The organism is Pseudomonas sp. NPDC086566 (assembly GCF_050280885.1).
Classification (GTDB): Bacteria; Pseudomonadota; Gammaproteobacteria; order Pseudomonadales; family Pseudomonadaceae; genus Aquipseudomonas; species Aquipseudomonas vlassakiae.
This window is the reverse complement of sequence record NZ_JBNNWD010000008.1, coordinates 1-14308: the sequence shown is the minus strand read 5'-3', so window position 1 is coordinate 14308 and position 14308 is coordinate 1. Positions and strand designations below refer to the sequence as shown.

Genomic DNA, 14308 nt, shown 5'->3' with positions numbered 1-14308 from the left:
GAAGTGTTCGCCGTGGCAGTTATGGCGCCTGTGAGATCGAGCGCCGCCCGCGCGGCATACACTTGCAAGCCCAGATACCAACTTTACGTTTTGCGACAAATTTTTTACGTTTGCCGTTATAACGTTACGCCGCTCGTCACCGGTGGCCGTCAGCTCCCTCGGCTCATGACTTGCGAAGCCTGGTATTCCTGGAGTCTTAATGAGAGTCGATCTAGACACTGAGGCCGCCGACCTCGATGCGTACCCGCGATTTCAGCGTGCGACTGTCCATGCGCGCACGTTGAGGCAGTTGATGTACCTGGCGCTGGCAGCTGCGCTGCTGCTGGCGCTACTGCAGGGGCTGATCGGCATTTTCAGCCCGGACTCGTACTGGCGTGCCCTGCTGGCCGTCAACAGCGCCGTGTTGCTGCTATTGGCGGGCGCCGCGCAGTCGGCCTGGCAGGTGGCCAGCTGGCGCGCGACCGCCATGGGCCAGGTGCCGGCCCCGCTGCTGTTCTGGCGCACAGCCAGCGAAAGCGTCGAGCCCGAGTCGCTCAGCCGCTTTGATCGCTGGTGCCGGGACGTGGCCGATGCCTGCCGACGGCAATGGCGCAGGCTCGGCGCAGAAACCCCCTGGCTGATTGGCTTGGCGTGCCTGGCACTGCTGCTGGTGACGGGGAGCTGGCGCTTCGATCTGCCGACACCGACGGCGGCAGGGCAGGTGACCTGGGTTGCCATCGGCTTCTTGGCCGTTTTTGCGTTCTGCCTGGTCGTGCTCGAACGCCACCTGATGGCTGAAAGCGAGGCGACCTGGCCCGAAGCCGCAGCGCTTGCCGCTAGCTTGCGGCTGGTCATCGCTGTGCAGGTACTGAGCATTGCCTGCCTGGTCTGTGTTGACGGTGAACGCCTGTGGCCGGCCCGTCTGGCCGTGCTGATCGGCCTGTTGCCCGGCCTGGCAGCGCTCGAACTGCTGACCCGGGCAGTGCTGGCCATGTTCCGCCCTTCGCGCCCGGATGAAGAGCCGGCGCTGGTGGCGCGCAGCCTGGCGGGCGACTTGCTGCAATGGCCGCCGCGGCCATTGGCCGTGCTGCAGGATGAACTGCATGAGCGCCTGGGCATCGACCTGCGCCAGGTGTGGGCTTTCGCTTTCATGCGCCGGGCGTTCCTGCCGGTGGCCGCGCTGGTGGCCTTGGTCGGCTGGTTGCTGACCGGCATCATCGAGGTGCCGACGAACAATCGTGGGGTCTACGAACGCTTTGGCAACCCCGTGGCGGTCTATCCGCCTGGCCTGCATGTCGGCTTGCCGTGGCCGTTTGGCAAGGTGTTGCAGGTCGACAACAGCATCATCCATGAACTGGCGACCACGACGGCCGAGGGCGTCAGCGAGCCCTTGGCCGCAGCCGATGGTGCGCCGCCGGCAACCGCCAACCGGCTGTGGGACGCCACCCACCTGAGTGAGAATTCGCAAGTCATCGCCGGTGCCGATGGCGGGCGTCAGGGCTTCCAGATCGTCAACATGGATGTACGCTTCATCTACCGCATCGGCCTGAGCGACGCCGCCGCGCTGGCGGCGGCCTATCACACGGCCAATGTCGAGCAACTGCTGCGCAGCGTCGCCAATCGGGTGCTGGTCCACGATTTTGCCGGGCGCTCGCTGGATGGCCTGCTGGGGGCCGAACGTGCCGAACTTGGCCGTGACATCGGTCGTGCGGTGCAGGCCGACCTCGACCGCATGGACACCGGGGTGGAGTTGCTGGCGACCTCTGTGGAGGCCATCCACCCGCCAGCCGGTGCGGCCAACGCCTATCATGCCGTGCAGGCCGCGCAGATCACCGCCCAGGCGTTGGTCGCCCGTGACCGTGGGCGGGCCGCACAGAAGCTTGACGAAGCCCGCCAGAGCGCCACGTCGCTGACCGACAAGGCCATGGCCGACGCCCATGACACCCAGACCAGCGCCGACACTGCCGCGCTGCGCTTCGACGCCGAGCATACCGCCTGGCGGCATGCAGGCCAGGCGTTCATCCTCGAACAGTACCTGGAACGGCTGGCCCAAGGCATGGCGCACGCGAGCAGCCTGATCATCGATCACCGGCTGGCGGCAAACCAGGCGCCGACCCTGGATCTGCGCAGCTTTGCCGCCCCCATCGACCCATCGCAACCGAAACCCGCATCCGGCCGTACCCAGGAGCGTAACCCGTGAGTTCCCATACCGCACATGGTCATGACCACGACCACGACCACGACCACCATCAAGACCATGCTGATACCAACCACCGTGCCCGGCCCGCCTGGGTACGGGTCGGGGTAGCGTTGCTGCTGGTCCTGATCATGGCCGCAACGGCCTGTCTGGTGCAGGTTCGTGTCGGCGAAGCAACGGTCATCACGCGCTTCGGCAACCCGTCGCGGGTGCTCATCGAGCCCGGGCTCAACTGGCGTTGGCCCGTGCCGTTCGAGGCCGCAGTGCCGGTCGACCTGCGCCTGCGCACGACCTCCAGCGGGCTGCAGGATGTCGGCACGCGGGATGGCCTGCGCATCATCGTGCAGGCCTATGTCGCCTGGCAGGTGGCAGCGGATCCGCAGAGCATCCAGTTGTTCATGCGCGCGGTGCAGAACCAGCCTGACGAGGCGGCGCGGCAGATTCGCACCCTGGTCGGTTCGGCCCTGGAAACCACGGCCAGCGGTTTCGAACTGGCCGATCTGGTCAACGTCGATGCCAGCCGGGTGCGCATCGATGCCTTCGAGCAGCGCCTGCGTGAGCAGATCGAGCAGCAGTTGATCACCAGCTACGGCGTGCGCGTGGTGCAGGTGGGCATCGAGCGCCTGACCTTGCCCAAGGTCACCCTCGAAGCCACCGTGGACCGCATGCGCGCCGAACGCGAGACCATCGCCACCGAGCGCACCGCTGAAGGCAAACGAAAAGCGGCCGAGATCCAGTCGGCTGCCGAGCGTGATGCGCGCATCCTGCAGGCCGACGCCAGCGTCAAGGCCGCGCAGATCCAGGCACAATCGCAGGTGCAGGCCGCGGACATCTACGGCAAGGCCTATGCCGGTGCGCCGCAGCTGTACACCTTGCTGCGTTCGCTCGACACCCTCGGGTCGGTCATCAACCCTGGCACGAAGCTGGTGCTGCGCACCGACGCGGCACCGTTCCGCGCGCTGGCAGAGGGGCCTGTGCTGCCTGCGGGGGTTGCCCATGGCCAGCCGTGAGCCGTTGTCGGCCAGGCTGCCCGCCGGCCCCTGGCTGCAATCAGGGCGCATCGGTTTCGTGGCGCTGTACGTGGTGGCGTTGTTGGCAGCGGTGGGCTGGCTGTTTGGCAATGTGCGGCAGATAGGGCCGGAAAACCGTGCGGTGGTCTTGCGCCTGGGGGTCGAGGAGCGCATCCAGAATGCGGGCTTGTTGCTGGCCTGGCCCGAACCCTTCGAGCAGGTGGTGATGTTGCCTTCGGCAGCGCGGGTCAGCGAACGCCGGGTGGACTTGCTGCTGCGCTCGGAACTTGCACAGAAGTCCGACAAGGATGGCACGCTGGCCAGCGATGCCACGGCGGGCTCCGGTTACCTGTTGACCGGCGATGCCGGGGCGGTGCAGCTGGACGTCCGGGTGTTCTATACCGTCAGCGATCCCTACGCCTATGCGCGCCAGGGGCCGCATGTGGAGCCCGCGCTGGACCGCCTGGTGGAGCGCAATGCTGTGCAGGTCTGCGCCTCGCGCGACATGGACGCGATCCTGGTCGCGCGCCCTGAGCTGGTTGGCGCTGATGCCGGGCTGGCCAGCCAGCGTGAGCGTCTGCGTGGCGACCTGCAACAGGGCATTAACGCCAGCCTTGCCCGGCTGCGTTCGGCCGGTGCCAGCCTGGGGGTCGAGGTGGTGCGGGTCGACATCCAGTCGTCGCTGCCATGGTCGGCCGTCAGCGCCTTCAATGCGGTGCTCACCGCCAGCCAGCAGGCCGAGCAGGCGGTGGCCAGGGCCCGTAATGATGCTGCGCGGCAACTGCAGCAGGCCACCCAGGCCGCCGACCGCACCGTGCAAGTGGCCCAGGCCGAAGCCAGCGAGCGGCTGTCCCGCGCCCAGGCCGCCACCGCGACGATCGTTGGCTTGGCCCAGCAACAGGATCCGCAATTGCTGCTGCGCCTCTACCGCGAGCGGGTGCCGGCGATACTGGCGCGCGCCGGGTCGGTCACCACCGTCAACAAGGATGACGCCGGGCGCATGATCCTGCAGGGGCCAGCGCAATGAGTTCGACGCTTTATTCCCATTTCTGGAGCGGCTCGCGATGAGTACTCACCATTGTCAGGGTCACGGGCACCATCACCATGCCCATACCCACCTCACCTCCGGTTTGCTGTCGCAGGCCGAACAGCGGTCAGCCGCACGCCAGTTGAGCCTGGCGATGCTGGCCCTGGGGTTGCTGGCACTGGGGCTGGCCTGGCGCTGGCTGGCGCCGAGCCAGGAGGGGGTCAGCCAGCTGCTGCTCGGCGCCGCCTCGTTGCTGGTTGCCGTCCCGGTATTGCGCTCGGCCTGGTACAGCCTGCTGCACCCGAGCCTGCATGGCCTCACCGATCAACTGATCGCCCTGGCCATGCTGGGCGCCTGGGCAACCGGCGACCTGGCCACGGCGGCGCTGCTGCCGATCATCATGATCTTCGGTCACATGCTCGAAGAGCGCAGTGTGCTGGGTTCGCAAGAGGCCATTGCTGCGTTGGGGCAACTGACCCGCAGCCATGCGCGGCTGATCGACGCCGATGGCCAGGTGCGCGAGGTCGATAATGCCAGCCTCAAGCCAGGCGACCAGGTCGAGGTGCGCGCCGGTGACCGTGTGCCTGCAGACGGGCGTGTCCTGCAAGGCCAGGCCAGCCTGGACACCGCGCCGATCACCGGCGAGGCGGTGCCGCTGGAGGTGGCCAGTGGTATGGATGTCCACGGCGGTTCGATCAATCTGGATGGGCTGCTGCGGGTAGAAGTCACCCGGGTTGGCGATGATTCCACCTTGGGCAAGGTTATCGCCCTGATGCAGCGCGCCGAGCAAGCCAAACCGCCCATCACCCGGCTGCTCGAACGCCACGCCGGGCGCTACCTGGTGCTGGTCTTGCTGATTGCCGCCGTGACCTGGTTCATCACCCGCGATGCCCAGGCCATGCTGGCCGTGCTGGTGGCTGCCTGCCCGTGCGCGCTGGTGCTGTCGGCGCCGGCGACAGCGGTGGCGGGGATTGCCGTCGCTGCCCGGCATGGCATCCTGATTCGCGGTTCGGCCTTCCTCGAGGAACTGGCCGACCTGTCGTCACTGGTGATCGACAAGACCGGCACGCTGACCTATGGCGACCTGCGTCTGCGCAATGTGGTCGGTACTGCGGCGACCGTGCCGCAGGGCGAAATCGTCAAGCTCGCGGCCAGCCTTGGCGCCGCCAGCAGCCACCCGGTCAGCCGCGCCCTGGCGGCGCTGGTACCCCATGAGCAGCACCTGGCGCTGCTGGACATTCATGAACGCCAGGGCTTTGGAGTAGTGGCGCACACGGCCGAGGGTGAAGCGGCCCTGGGCCGCCCGGAGCTGTTCCGCCAGCTCGGCCTGGTGGTGCCGCCGGTGCCCGAGCATGACGGCCCGATTGCCGGCCTGGCGCGAAACGGGCAGTTCCTTGCCTGGCTGCTGCTGGCCGACAACGTTCGGGCAGAGTCTGCAGAGGCCATGCAGCAGCTGCGCGAGCTTGGCCTGCAGCGTCAGTTGCTGCTGACCGGCGACCGTAGCCGTGTCGCCGAAGCCATTGCCGGGCAGGTCGGCATGACGCGTGTGGTGGCCGAAGCGCTGCCGGAAGACAAGATGCACCACGTCAACCAGGAGCTGCAGCTGGGCTTCCGCCCGTTGGTCGTGGGCGATGGCATCAATGACTCGCTGGCGCTGAAGGCCGGCGTGGTCGGGGTGGCCATGGGGGCTAACGGAGCCGACATTGCCCTGGCGGCGGCGGATATCGTGCTGATCAACGGCGACCTGCGGCGCCTGGCGACCTGCATTCGCCTCAGCCGCCAGTGCCGACGCACGCTTCAGGTGAACGTATTGATCGGCCTGGGTTGGACCTTGGCGATTGTGGTCGCCGCCGCGTTCGGCCTGCTGGGCGCCGCGGGTGCGATGATCGCCGCGCTGCTGCACAACCTCAGTACGCTGTTGGTGCTGACCAACGCCGGGCGCCTGTTGCGTTATGACGAACGGCTCGGGCAGAGCAACGCGCTACCGGCGACCACGCCCTAGCCAGAAGCCCACGGCAAGCAACATCTGTGCGGTTACCGAACACAAGCCGTATTGGTGCGCTCAAGCCTGCGGCGGCGACTCCGATAGCTGCTGACCCACCGTCGAAACCTCGACCAGAAGTGGCATCAGCCAGCACAAAAGGAGTACCGCACGCATGTTTGCCGACCTGAAGATCCGTACCGGAATGTTCTGGGTGCTGTTGTTGTTCAGCCTGACCTTGTTGTTTTCCACCGTCAGTGCCTGGCGTGCGGCGCTGGGCAGCGACGAACAGATCACCGAACTCGATCAGACCGCGCACCAGTCGGACCGGCTGAACAATGCCCTGCTGATGGCGATCCGCTCCAGTGCCAACGTGTCTTCGGGCTTCATCGAGCAGCTCGGTGGCCACGACGAGAGTGCGAACAAGCGCATGGCGATGTCGGTCGAGCTGAACGACAAGAGCCAGAAGCTGGTCGACGAGTTCGTCGAAAACACCCGCGAGCCGGCGCTGCACGCAGTGGCCAGCGAGCTGCAAGCCACCTTCGCCGAGTACGCCAGGGCGGTGGACGGGCAGCGCGAAGCTACGCGCCAACGCTCGCTGGAGCAGTATTTCAAGGTCAACACCGACGCCGGCAACGCCATGGGCCGGCTGCAGGCGCTGCGCCAGCAACTGGTCGCAGCCTTGACCGAGCGCGGGCAGCAGATCATGCAGGAGTCCGACCGTCGCCTGGAGCGTGCGCAGCAGCTGAGCCTGGGGTTGTTGGCGGTGACATTGGTGCTTGCCGGCCTGTGCTGGGCCTTCATCGCCCAGCGTGTGCTGCACCCGCTGCGTGAGGCGGGCCGGCATTTCCAGCGTATTGCCAGTGGCGACCTGAGCGTGCCGGTGCAGGCTCGGCAACGCAACGAGATCGGCCAGCTGTTCCATGAACTGGAACGTATGCAGCAGAGCCAGCGCGATACCTTGGGCAAGATCAGCAGTTGCACCCGACAGCTGGCCGATGCGGCAGGAGCCTTGAATGCCGTCACCGAGGAAAGCGCCAACAACCTGCGCCAGCAAGGCCAGGAGCTGGAACAGGCGGCCACCGCCGTCACCGAAATGACCACGGCCGTGGAAGAGGTCGCACGCAATGCCGTCACGACCTCCCAAGCGACCCATGAGTCCAACCAGCTGGCGGAGAAAAGCCGTCAGCAGGTCAGCGACAACATCGACGGCACCCAGGCCATGACCCGCGAGATCCAGACCAGCAGCGGCCATCTCGAGCAGCTGGTGGGGCAGGTGCGCGATATCGGCAAGGTGCTCGAGGTGATCCGTTCGGTGTCCGAACAGACCAACCTGCTGGCTCTCAACGCAGCCATCGAGGCCGCCCGCGCCGGGGATGCCGGGCGCGGCTTTGCGGTGGTGGCCGATGAGGTGCGCACACTCGCTTACCGCACCCAGGCCTCGACCCAGGAAATCGAGCAGATGATCGGCCGCGTGCAGCAGGGGACCGAGGCGGCGGTCGCCTCGATGCAGGCCAGCACCAGCCGGGCCCAGTCGACACTGGACGTCACCCTGGCTTCAGGCCAGGTGCTGGAGGGGATCTACAGCGCCATCGGCGAGATCAACGAGCGCAACCTGGTGATCGCCAGCGCAGCCGAAGAGCAGGCGCAGGTGGCGCGTGAGGTGGACCGCAACCTGTTGAACATCCGCGAGCTGTCGAGCCAGTCGGCGGCGGGTGCGCAGCAGACCAGCGAGGCCAGCCAGGCGTTGTCAGGGCTGGTTGGGGAGATGACGGCCCTGGTGGGCCGGTTCAGGGTCTGAAGCGCCCACCTGCGGCCTTGCAAACAGATATACTCCGCGGCCGTTTCGAGCATCCAGGAGTCGTTCATGCAGCAGGTTCTGCTCATCGTTGATGTCCAGTCCACCTTCAGCCCCCCCGAATGGCTGGTGGACGGGATTCGTCTGTTGTCAGCGAGGATTCCGTCGTTCGCCTCGGTCGAATTGCACGATGAGCAGGTGACGCCGTTCCAGCGCCAGCTCGGTTGGCACCCGGCAGCCGAGGACGAGTGCCTGGTCGAGGTGGACCAGGTGTTCATCAAGCATGGCTATGGCCAGACCGCCGAGACCATCGCCCACCTGCGCCAACTGGGTGTGCAGCGCGTGCTGGTGTGCGGCATGCAGACCGAAACCTGCGTACTGGCGGCGGGCTTTGCGCTGTTCGATGCCGGGCTCTGCCCGACCCTGGTGACCGACCTGACCGTCGGCTCATCGCTGGACCGCTCCGGCAAACTGGGGACCGACCTCTGGAAGCACCACTTCGGCAACGTGACCACGCGGGCCGAGGTGATGGCCGAACTCGCGCAGTCGGGCGCCTGAGAAAACCGCGAAAAGCCAGCGCGCATCGTTTAGCATGGGGGCGCCGATGCACCTGGCCCTTCTCCTTATCGACATGCTCTGGCTTGCCATGACCGCCTTCTACCTCAAGTTTCTCATCACTCCCACGCTCATGTTGGCCATCTCGCTGGCGGCCAGGCGCTGGGGCACGCAAATCGGCGGGCTGCTGTCCGGGCTGCCGGTTACCTCAGCCTTGGTCGTGCTGTTCCTGAGCCTCGAACAGGGCCCTGGTTTTGCCTTGCAGGCAGTGCCTGGAGCGTTGGCCGGCCTGGCGGCGGTGCAGGCGACCTACCTGTTCTACTACCAGGTGACGCGACGGATCGGTGCATTGCCTGGTTGCATCGCCGCGCTGGCGGTTTACGCGGCCATGGCTGCCTTGATGAGCCACCTGGGTTGGCTGGCGTTGTCGGTGGTGGTGACCCTCGCGCTGCTCGCCCTGATCATCGTCGTCACCTCGCAACCGGCGCCGGCCGCTGATGCCAAGGTGGTGCAACTGCCGCGCTGGGTGATCCCGATGCGCATGCTCACGGCCACCGCGCTGCTGGTGGCGATCACCGCCAGCGCCGAATGGCTCGGGCCGGTGGCCAGCGGCCTGCTGGCGCCGATCCCGGTGATCGCCTGGCCGCTGGCGGTGTTCGCCCATGTTCAGGGCGGGCACCATGAATTGGGCGCGATCGTGCGCGGCAACGCCATTGGCGGCGTGGGCGTGTTGGGGTTCTACCTGACAGTGCACAGCTTCATCGCGCAGTGGGGTACCGTGCCGGCCATTGCCGTCGCTGTGCTGCTGGCCGTGGCGGCCACCTTTGCCCTGGCCAGGCTGCTGGGCCGCCGCTGACCTCTGCACCCAGGCAGGCGCTTGTATCGTTCTGTATCAAGGCGCCTGCTACGCCAACTTGCTTACAAATCCTTCGCTCTGCTGATACGCCCGGGATACATCCCTGGGGCCAAATGAACCAGCCCGAACGAACAAGCCCTGCGGCTTGCGTTCCCTGGCTCTTCGCCCTTGAGGCATGACCGTACGACTATCAGGAGAAACACCATGTCCCGTATCCAGTTCCCCAACAAGACCCGCCTCGGCCTGCTGAGCATCGCCCTGGTGGGCGGTATCAACCTGGCTTCCTCGGCGTTTGCCGTCGAGCCACTGCCGCAAGGCTACCAGCTGGCGGCTGCGGAAAAGGCCGGGGAGGGCAAGTGCGGCGAAGGCAAGTGCGGTGCCAGTGGCGCCAAGGCCAAAGCCACCCAGGCCGAAGGCAAGTGCGGCGAGGGCAAGTGTGGCGCCAGCAGTGCCAAGGCTACCCAGGCTGAAGGCAAATGCGGTGAAGGCAAGTGCGGCGACGCTTCGTTCGCCCGTACTGACGCCGACCATGACGGCCGCGTGTCCCGCGCCGAGCTGCTGGCGGTCGCGCCGAAGGCCGGTGCCGAATTCGATGCCATCGATGCCAACCACGACGGCTACCTTTCCGAAGCCGAGGTCTACCAGTTCCGCAAGCACCAGTTCGACGCCAACGGCAATCCCTTCCCGACCGACCTGTACAGCAAGCTGAGCCAGGCCAAGCAATGACCCGCAGCGGCAACCTCCCCAGGCCGTGTGCCGGGGAGGGCGCTGCACCACAAGGAGCCTGTCGATGAGCACTACTTCTTATCTGCAAGGTGCGGGCCTGGGCCTGCGCCGTGCACTGCTGCCTGAGTTGCTGAACATGGACGCTGGCGCCGTGGACTTTCTCGAATGCGCCCCGGACAACTGGATCGGCGTCGGCGGCGCCTTCGGCGAAGGCCTGGCGCAACTGGCCGAGCGCTATCCGCTGGCTTGCCATGGCCTGTCACTGTCGCTTGGCGGCCCGGCACCACTGGACCATGGCTTCCTGCGGCAGATTCGCGCCTTTCTCGACCGTCACCAGGTACCGCTGTTCAGTGAACACCTGAGCTACTGCGCCGATGACGGCCATCTGTATGACCTCATTCCCCTGCCGTTCACCGAAGAAGCCGTGCGCCATACTGCCCAGCGCATTGCTGAAGTCCAGGATGCCCTCGGTCGGCGGATTGCCGTGGAGAACATCTCCTACTACGCCGCACCGTATCAGGCGATGAGCGAAATCGAGTTTCTGCAGGCGGTGTTGAGTGAAGCCGACTGCGACCTGCTGCTGGACATCAACAATATCGTGGTCAATGCCTGCAACCATCGCTACGACGCTGCCGCGTTCCTGGCCCAGGTGCCGGCCGAGCGGGTGGTCTGCCTGCATGTGGCCGGGCACTACGACGAAGCGCCGGACCTGAAGATCGACACCCATGGTGCCAGCGTCAAGCCTGATGTCTGGGGACTGCTGGCCAGTGCCTACCAGCACCTGGGGCCGGTGCCGACCTTGCTCGAGCGCGACTTCAACCTGCCACCGCTGGCCGAGCTGCTGGTCGAGGTGGAGCATATCCGCAGCCTGCAATCTACAGTGCAGGCCTTGGCGGTGCGCCATGGCTGATTCACTGCGCGAACAACAACTGCGCATGGCTGGCCATATCCGCGATCCGCAGGCCAATCCGCCACCGCCCGGTATAGAAGCGCGGCGCCTGGCGGTGTACCGGCAGCTGTTCTTCGGCAACCTGCAAGCATTGCTGGCGGGTAGCTTTCCGGTGCTGCATGCCAGTCTCGCTGCCGAGCACTGGCAGGGGTTGTGCGAAAACTTCTACGCCCACCATCGCTGCCACACGCCGCTGTTCACCGAAGTGGGCGGCGAGTGGGTCGAATACCTGCAAGGGCGAGGCGACCAGCCCGGGTGGATCGCTGAACTTGCCCATTACGAGTGGATAGAAACGGCATTGTTGCTCAGTGATGCCGCCGAACCTGAGCATGCCCCGGAGGGTGATCTGCTCGTTGGCGTGCCGGTGCTGTCCAGCCTGGCTGTGCCACTGGCTTATGCCTGGCCGGTCAGCCATATCGGGCCGGAACATCTGCCGGGCGAGGCGCCCGATGAGCCCACCTTGCTGCTGGCTCACCGAGGAAAAGACCACAAGGTGGCCTTTTCGCGCCTTGCGCCGCTGGCCCATGCGCTGTTGCAGTCGTTGCAGGACCAGCCCATGAGCGGGCGCGGACATCTGGCGGCGCTGGCCGCGGCAGCAGGCGTCGAACCCGCTGCCATCGAGGCACACGGCCTGGCGCTGTTGCAGAGCCTGAAAGCCCAGGGCGTCGTGCTCGGCACCCGATGAGCTGCGAGCGCAGCTGTGATTATTGATACTTGATCACGATCGCCTTGAGCTTGCGCCCTTCGACACTGCGGATATCACGGTCCCACAGAGGCCCTTCGACATAGGCTGCCACTGGCTGGATGCGGTCATACACCACCACTGCGGCATCACCGCCGATGGATGCGGTTTCTTCCCGCAGCTTCTGTTCCACCTCGGTAATCGGCGGTGCTGGCTCGACGCTGGCGTCGACCAGCACTTCACCGAGGCGCACATGTTTGCGGGTGGGTTCGCGGCGTAGTACTTCGACGTTGGCCGCGTTGCTCGGGGTGAAGTGCGGCACGCCGACGTATTCGGTGGTATGCGCGTTGATCGAGCTGCAGCCGGCCAGTGCCAGCAGCAGTGCAGCGGCCAGGCCGTGGAGGCGTGGAGAGAAGCTGAACCGGTTTGCTTTCATGCCTGGAGTCCCTTCGATGTTGAGCCAGTGGCTGGCTGCAGTGAACATAGTCGAAGGGACTGCCGGGTACAAATGAGCGCCAGCGCTTAGCGGCGGTAGTAGTGGTGATCGCGATCATAATGGTGGGCCCGCTCGTTGCGACGTTCCCATTCGTGACGGCGCTCGGCTTCACGGCGTGCCTGTTCCCGGCGCCATTGCGCCCGGCGCCATTCTTCGCGGCGGCGGTCTTCGCTGTGGTAGTGCCAGCGGCCGTCGCGCCAGTAGCGGTCATCATGGGCCAGCAGTGGCCCTGGCTGGCCGTTGGCCACGCTGGCCAGGTTTGGCCAGGGAGTCTGGGCGGGTTTGGCGGGCGCTTGAACGGTGCTTTCAGTGGCCAGGCCCACATGGGTAACGTGCATCGGCGTGGCGGACGCAGAGCCGATGGCCGCCAAGGCGAACAGGCCAGAGAGCAGGAACTTCGGGAAAGAGAATTTCATGATTGAAGGCACCCCCCAAGGTTGTCATTGAACATGCGGTGGGCAGCGCCGTGAGGCTGCGCCACCACCTGCGTGAGCATGTCCAGATAGACAAGTAATTGGGGAAAAGTTCTGTTCGTTCAGCGCTTTAGCGTCTACACGTCGCTGAGCCAGACCAACGGGCGTGTCGGGTCGTCGCTGCCCATGCGGGCGAAGGTTTGTGACTCGAGCATGGCCTTGACCTGCCCGCCTAGGGCCAGCAAGCGCTCGGCGAAACCGGGGCCAATGCTGCCGTTGTCTTCCAGCGACAAGCCACTCTGGCCGTGCTGGATCGCCAGGTGATAGTGGCTGGCGTCGTCGCCACTGGCAGCGAGAATGACCGTATAACGTGGGCCCAGCAGGGTGCTCAGGCATTGCTGCAACAGGTCGAGTTGCGAGGCGGGGCTCTCTTGGTGCAATGCCGAAGCCAGGGCGGTGGGGACGAAGGGTGGCATGGGGTTACCTGCAAGGCATGTTCATATGTCTCTCAGCTTAGGCAAGGTGACGGTCAACTTGGGTTAAGCGAGGGTAAAAACCGGTAAGGCGTGTGCGCTGAGTCAGAAGGTCTGGCCCAGGGAGAACTGGAAGATCTGCGTTTCGGCGTTATCCGGCTTTTTCAGCGGTGCTGCCAGGCTGAAGCTAAGCGGCCCCATCGGGCTGTACCAGGTCACCCCGACGCCCAGCGACACGGCCAGCTGGTTGAGGTCGACATTGCCGCAGCCTTGGGTGGTGGATAGGTAGCAGGTGTCGGAGTAGACATTGCCGGCGTCGACGAACACCGAGCTGCGCAGCTGGCTCTGGTTCTTGATGAACGGCATCGGGAAGATGTACTCGGCGCCGCCGGTGACCAGAATGTTGCCGCCGAGCACGTCAGTGTCGCGGTCGGAGTAATAGGCCTGGCCGGCGCTTGAATAGGTACCGGTGGCCGGGGTGCTGCGCGGGCCGAGGGTGCCGTCCTTGAACCCGCGCACCGAGCCCTGGCCACCGGCGGTGTAGCTTTCGTAGAAGGGCAGGCCGTCGGTGGAACCGTAACCGTTGCCGTAGCCCAGGGTGGTGTGCAGGCGCAGGGTGGTGTCGTTGCTCACGGGCAGGAAGGTCTGGCCGTTGTAGTCGAGCTTGTAGAACGACAGGTCGCTGCCTGGGGTGGTCGCCATAAGGGTCAGGGCCTGGGAGTGGCCGCGGGTGGCCAGCACGCCTTTGTTCAAGGTCGACTCGGACCAGCCGATCGAGGCCTTGAGGTTGTTGAAACTCTTGCCTTCGCGCTGGATGAAGTCGTAGATCTCGTCGGCGCTGTAGGTGCCCGGGTTGATGTCGTCGTGCTGCAGGGTCAGGCCGTAGGTCAGGCGCGAGGTTTCGTTGATCGGGTAGCCGAAGTTCACCCCCGCGCCATAGCTGTTGATTGCGTAGTAGGACACGCCGTCATCGTAGTAGTCGCTGTAGTCGGTGCTGCTGTAGAACAGGTTGTAGCCCAGGCTGACACCGTCTTCGGTGAAGTAGGGGTTGACGAAGCCGAAGTTGTACTTGGTCTGGTACTCCGAACGGGTCAGGCCGATGGACACCTTGTTACCGGTCCCGAGGAAGTTGCTCTGGCTGATCGAGCCACCAAGGATCAGGCCGG

Annotated in this window: 14 protein-coding genes; 10 read left to right on the top strand and 4 right to left on the bottom strand. The window is 65.6% G+C overall.

Annotated features, from left to right (window positions below):
* The first annotated feature begins 199 nt into the window (after nt 1–199).
* The 10 genes from ACQKPS_RS18915 (at nt 200) to ACQKPS_RS18870 (ending at nt 11763) form a co-directional block, all read left to right on the top strand.
* Nucleotides 200–2179: an SPFH domain-containing protein gene (locus ACQKPS_RS18915; RefSeq protein ID WP_427605325.1), complete on the top strand. Its 1980-nt coding sequence runs from the start codon at nt 200–202 to the stop codon at nt 2177–2179.
* A complete protein-coding gene (gene hflC / locus ACQKPS_RS18910; RefSeq protein WP_427605324.1) occupies nt 2176–3186 on the top strand; it encodes a protease modulator HflC in 1011 nt (336 codons plus the stop codon). The genes ACQKPS_RS18915 and hflC overlap by 4 nt, the downstream gene beginning before the upstream one ends.
* Nucleotides 3173–4213: a protease modulator HflK gene (gene hflK / locus ACQKPS_RS18905; protein ID WP_427605323.1), complete on the top strand. Its 1041-nt coding sequence runs from the start codon at nt 3173–3175 to the stop codon at nt 4211–4213. Before hflC ends, hflK begins: the two co-directional genes overlap by 14 nt.
* Before the next feature lie 37 nt (nt 4214–4250).
* Nucleotides 4251–6215: a heavy metal translocating P-type ATPase gene (locus ACQKPS_RS18900; RefSeq protein ID WP_427605322.1), complete on the top strand. Its 1965-nt coding sequence runs from the start codon at nt 4251–4253 to the stop codon at nt 6213–6215.
* Nucleotides 6216–6369: 154 nt separating this feature from the next.
* Nucleotides 6370–7995: a methyl-accepting chemotaxis protein gene (locus tag ACQKPS_RS18895; protein WP_254480095.1), complete on the top strand. Its 1626-nt coding sequence runs from the start codon at nt 6370–6372 to the stop codon at nt 7993–7995.
* 66 nt (nt 7996–8061) lie between these two features.
* Nucleotides 8062–8550, top strand: a complete 489-nt coding sequence (locus ACQKPS_RS18890) for an isochorismatase family protein (RefSeq protein WP_254480094.1) — start codon at nt 8062–8064, stop codon at nt 8548–8550.
* Nucleotides 8551–8638: 88 nt separating this feature from the next.
* Nucleotides 8639–9403: a hypothetical protein gene (locus tag ACQKPS_RS18885; RefSeq protein WP_254485570.1), complete on the top strand. Its 765-nt coding sequence runs from the start codon at nt 8639–8641 to the stop codon at nt 9401–9403.
* A gap of 204 nt (nt 9404–9607) precedes the next feature.
* Complete coding sequence (locus tag ACQKPS_RS18880; RefSeq protein ID WP_254480093.1) at nt 9608–10129, top strand: HvfA family oxazolone/thioamide-modified RiPP metallophore; 522 nt, start codon at nt 9608–9610, stop codon at nt 10127–10129.
* 64 nt (nt 10130–10193) lie between these two features.
* Nucleotides 10194–11039 (top strand): DUF692 domain-containing protein, encoded by an 846-nt coding sequence (locus tag ACQKPS_RS18875; protein WP_427605321.1) that lies wholly within the window; start codon nt 10194–10196, stop codon nt 11037–11039.
* Nucleotides 11032–11763: a DNA-binding domain-containing protein gene (locus ACQKPS_RS18870; RefSeq protein WP_427605320.1), complete on the top strand. Its 732-nt coding sequence runs from the start codon at nt 11032–11034 to the stop codon at nt 11761–11763. The genes ACQKPS_RS18875 and ACQKPS_RS18870 overlap by 8 nt, the downstream gene beginning before the upstream one ends.
* A 19-nt stretch (nt 11764–11782) precedes the next feature.
* Here ACQKPS_RS18870 and ACQKPS_RS18865 read toward each other — a convergent pair whose 3' ends face one another.
* The 4 genes from ACQKPS_RS18865 to bamA all read right to left on the bottom strand — a co-directional run.
* Nucleotides 11783–12196, bottom strand: a complete 414-nt coding sequence (locus tag ACQKPS_RS18865) for a hypothetical protein (RefSeq protein WP_427605319.1) — start codon at nt 12194–12196, stop codon at nt 11783–11785.
* 86 nt (nt 12197–12282) lie between these two features.
* Entirely contained in the window at nt 12283–12672 is a 390-nt protein-coding gene (locus ACQKPS_RS18860) for a hypothetical protein (protein ID WP_254480089.1), read from the bottom strand.
* 134 nt (nt 12673–12806) lie between these two features.
* The gene (locus ACQKPS_RS18855; protein WP_254480088.1) at nt 12807–13145 is read right to left on the bottom strand and encodes a hypothetical protein; all 339 of its coding nucleotides are present in this window, start codon (nt 13143–13145) and stop codon (nt 12807–12809) included.
* 102 nt (nt 13146–13247) lie between these two features.
* A partial coding sequence (bamA, locus tag ACQKPS_RS18850) for an outer membrane protein assembly factor BamA (protein ID WP_427605318.1) occupies nt 13248–14308 on the bottom strand: 1061 nt, incomplete at its 5' end.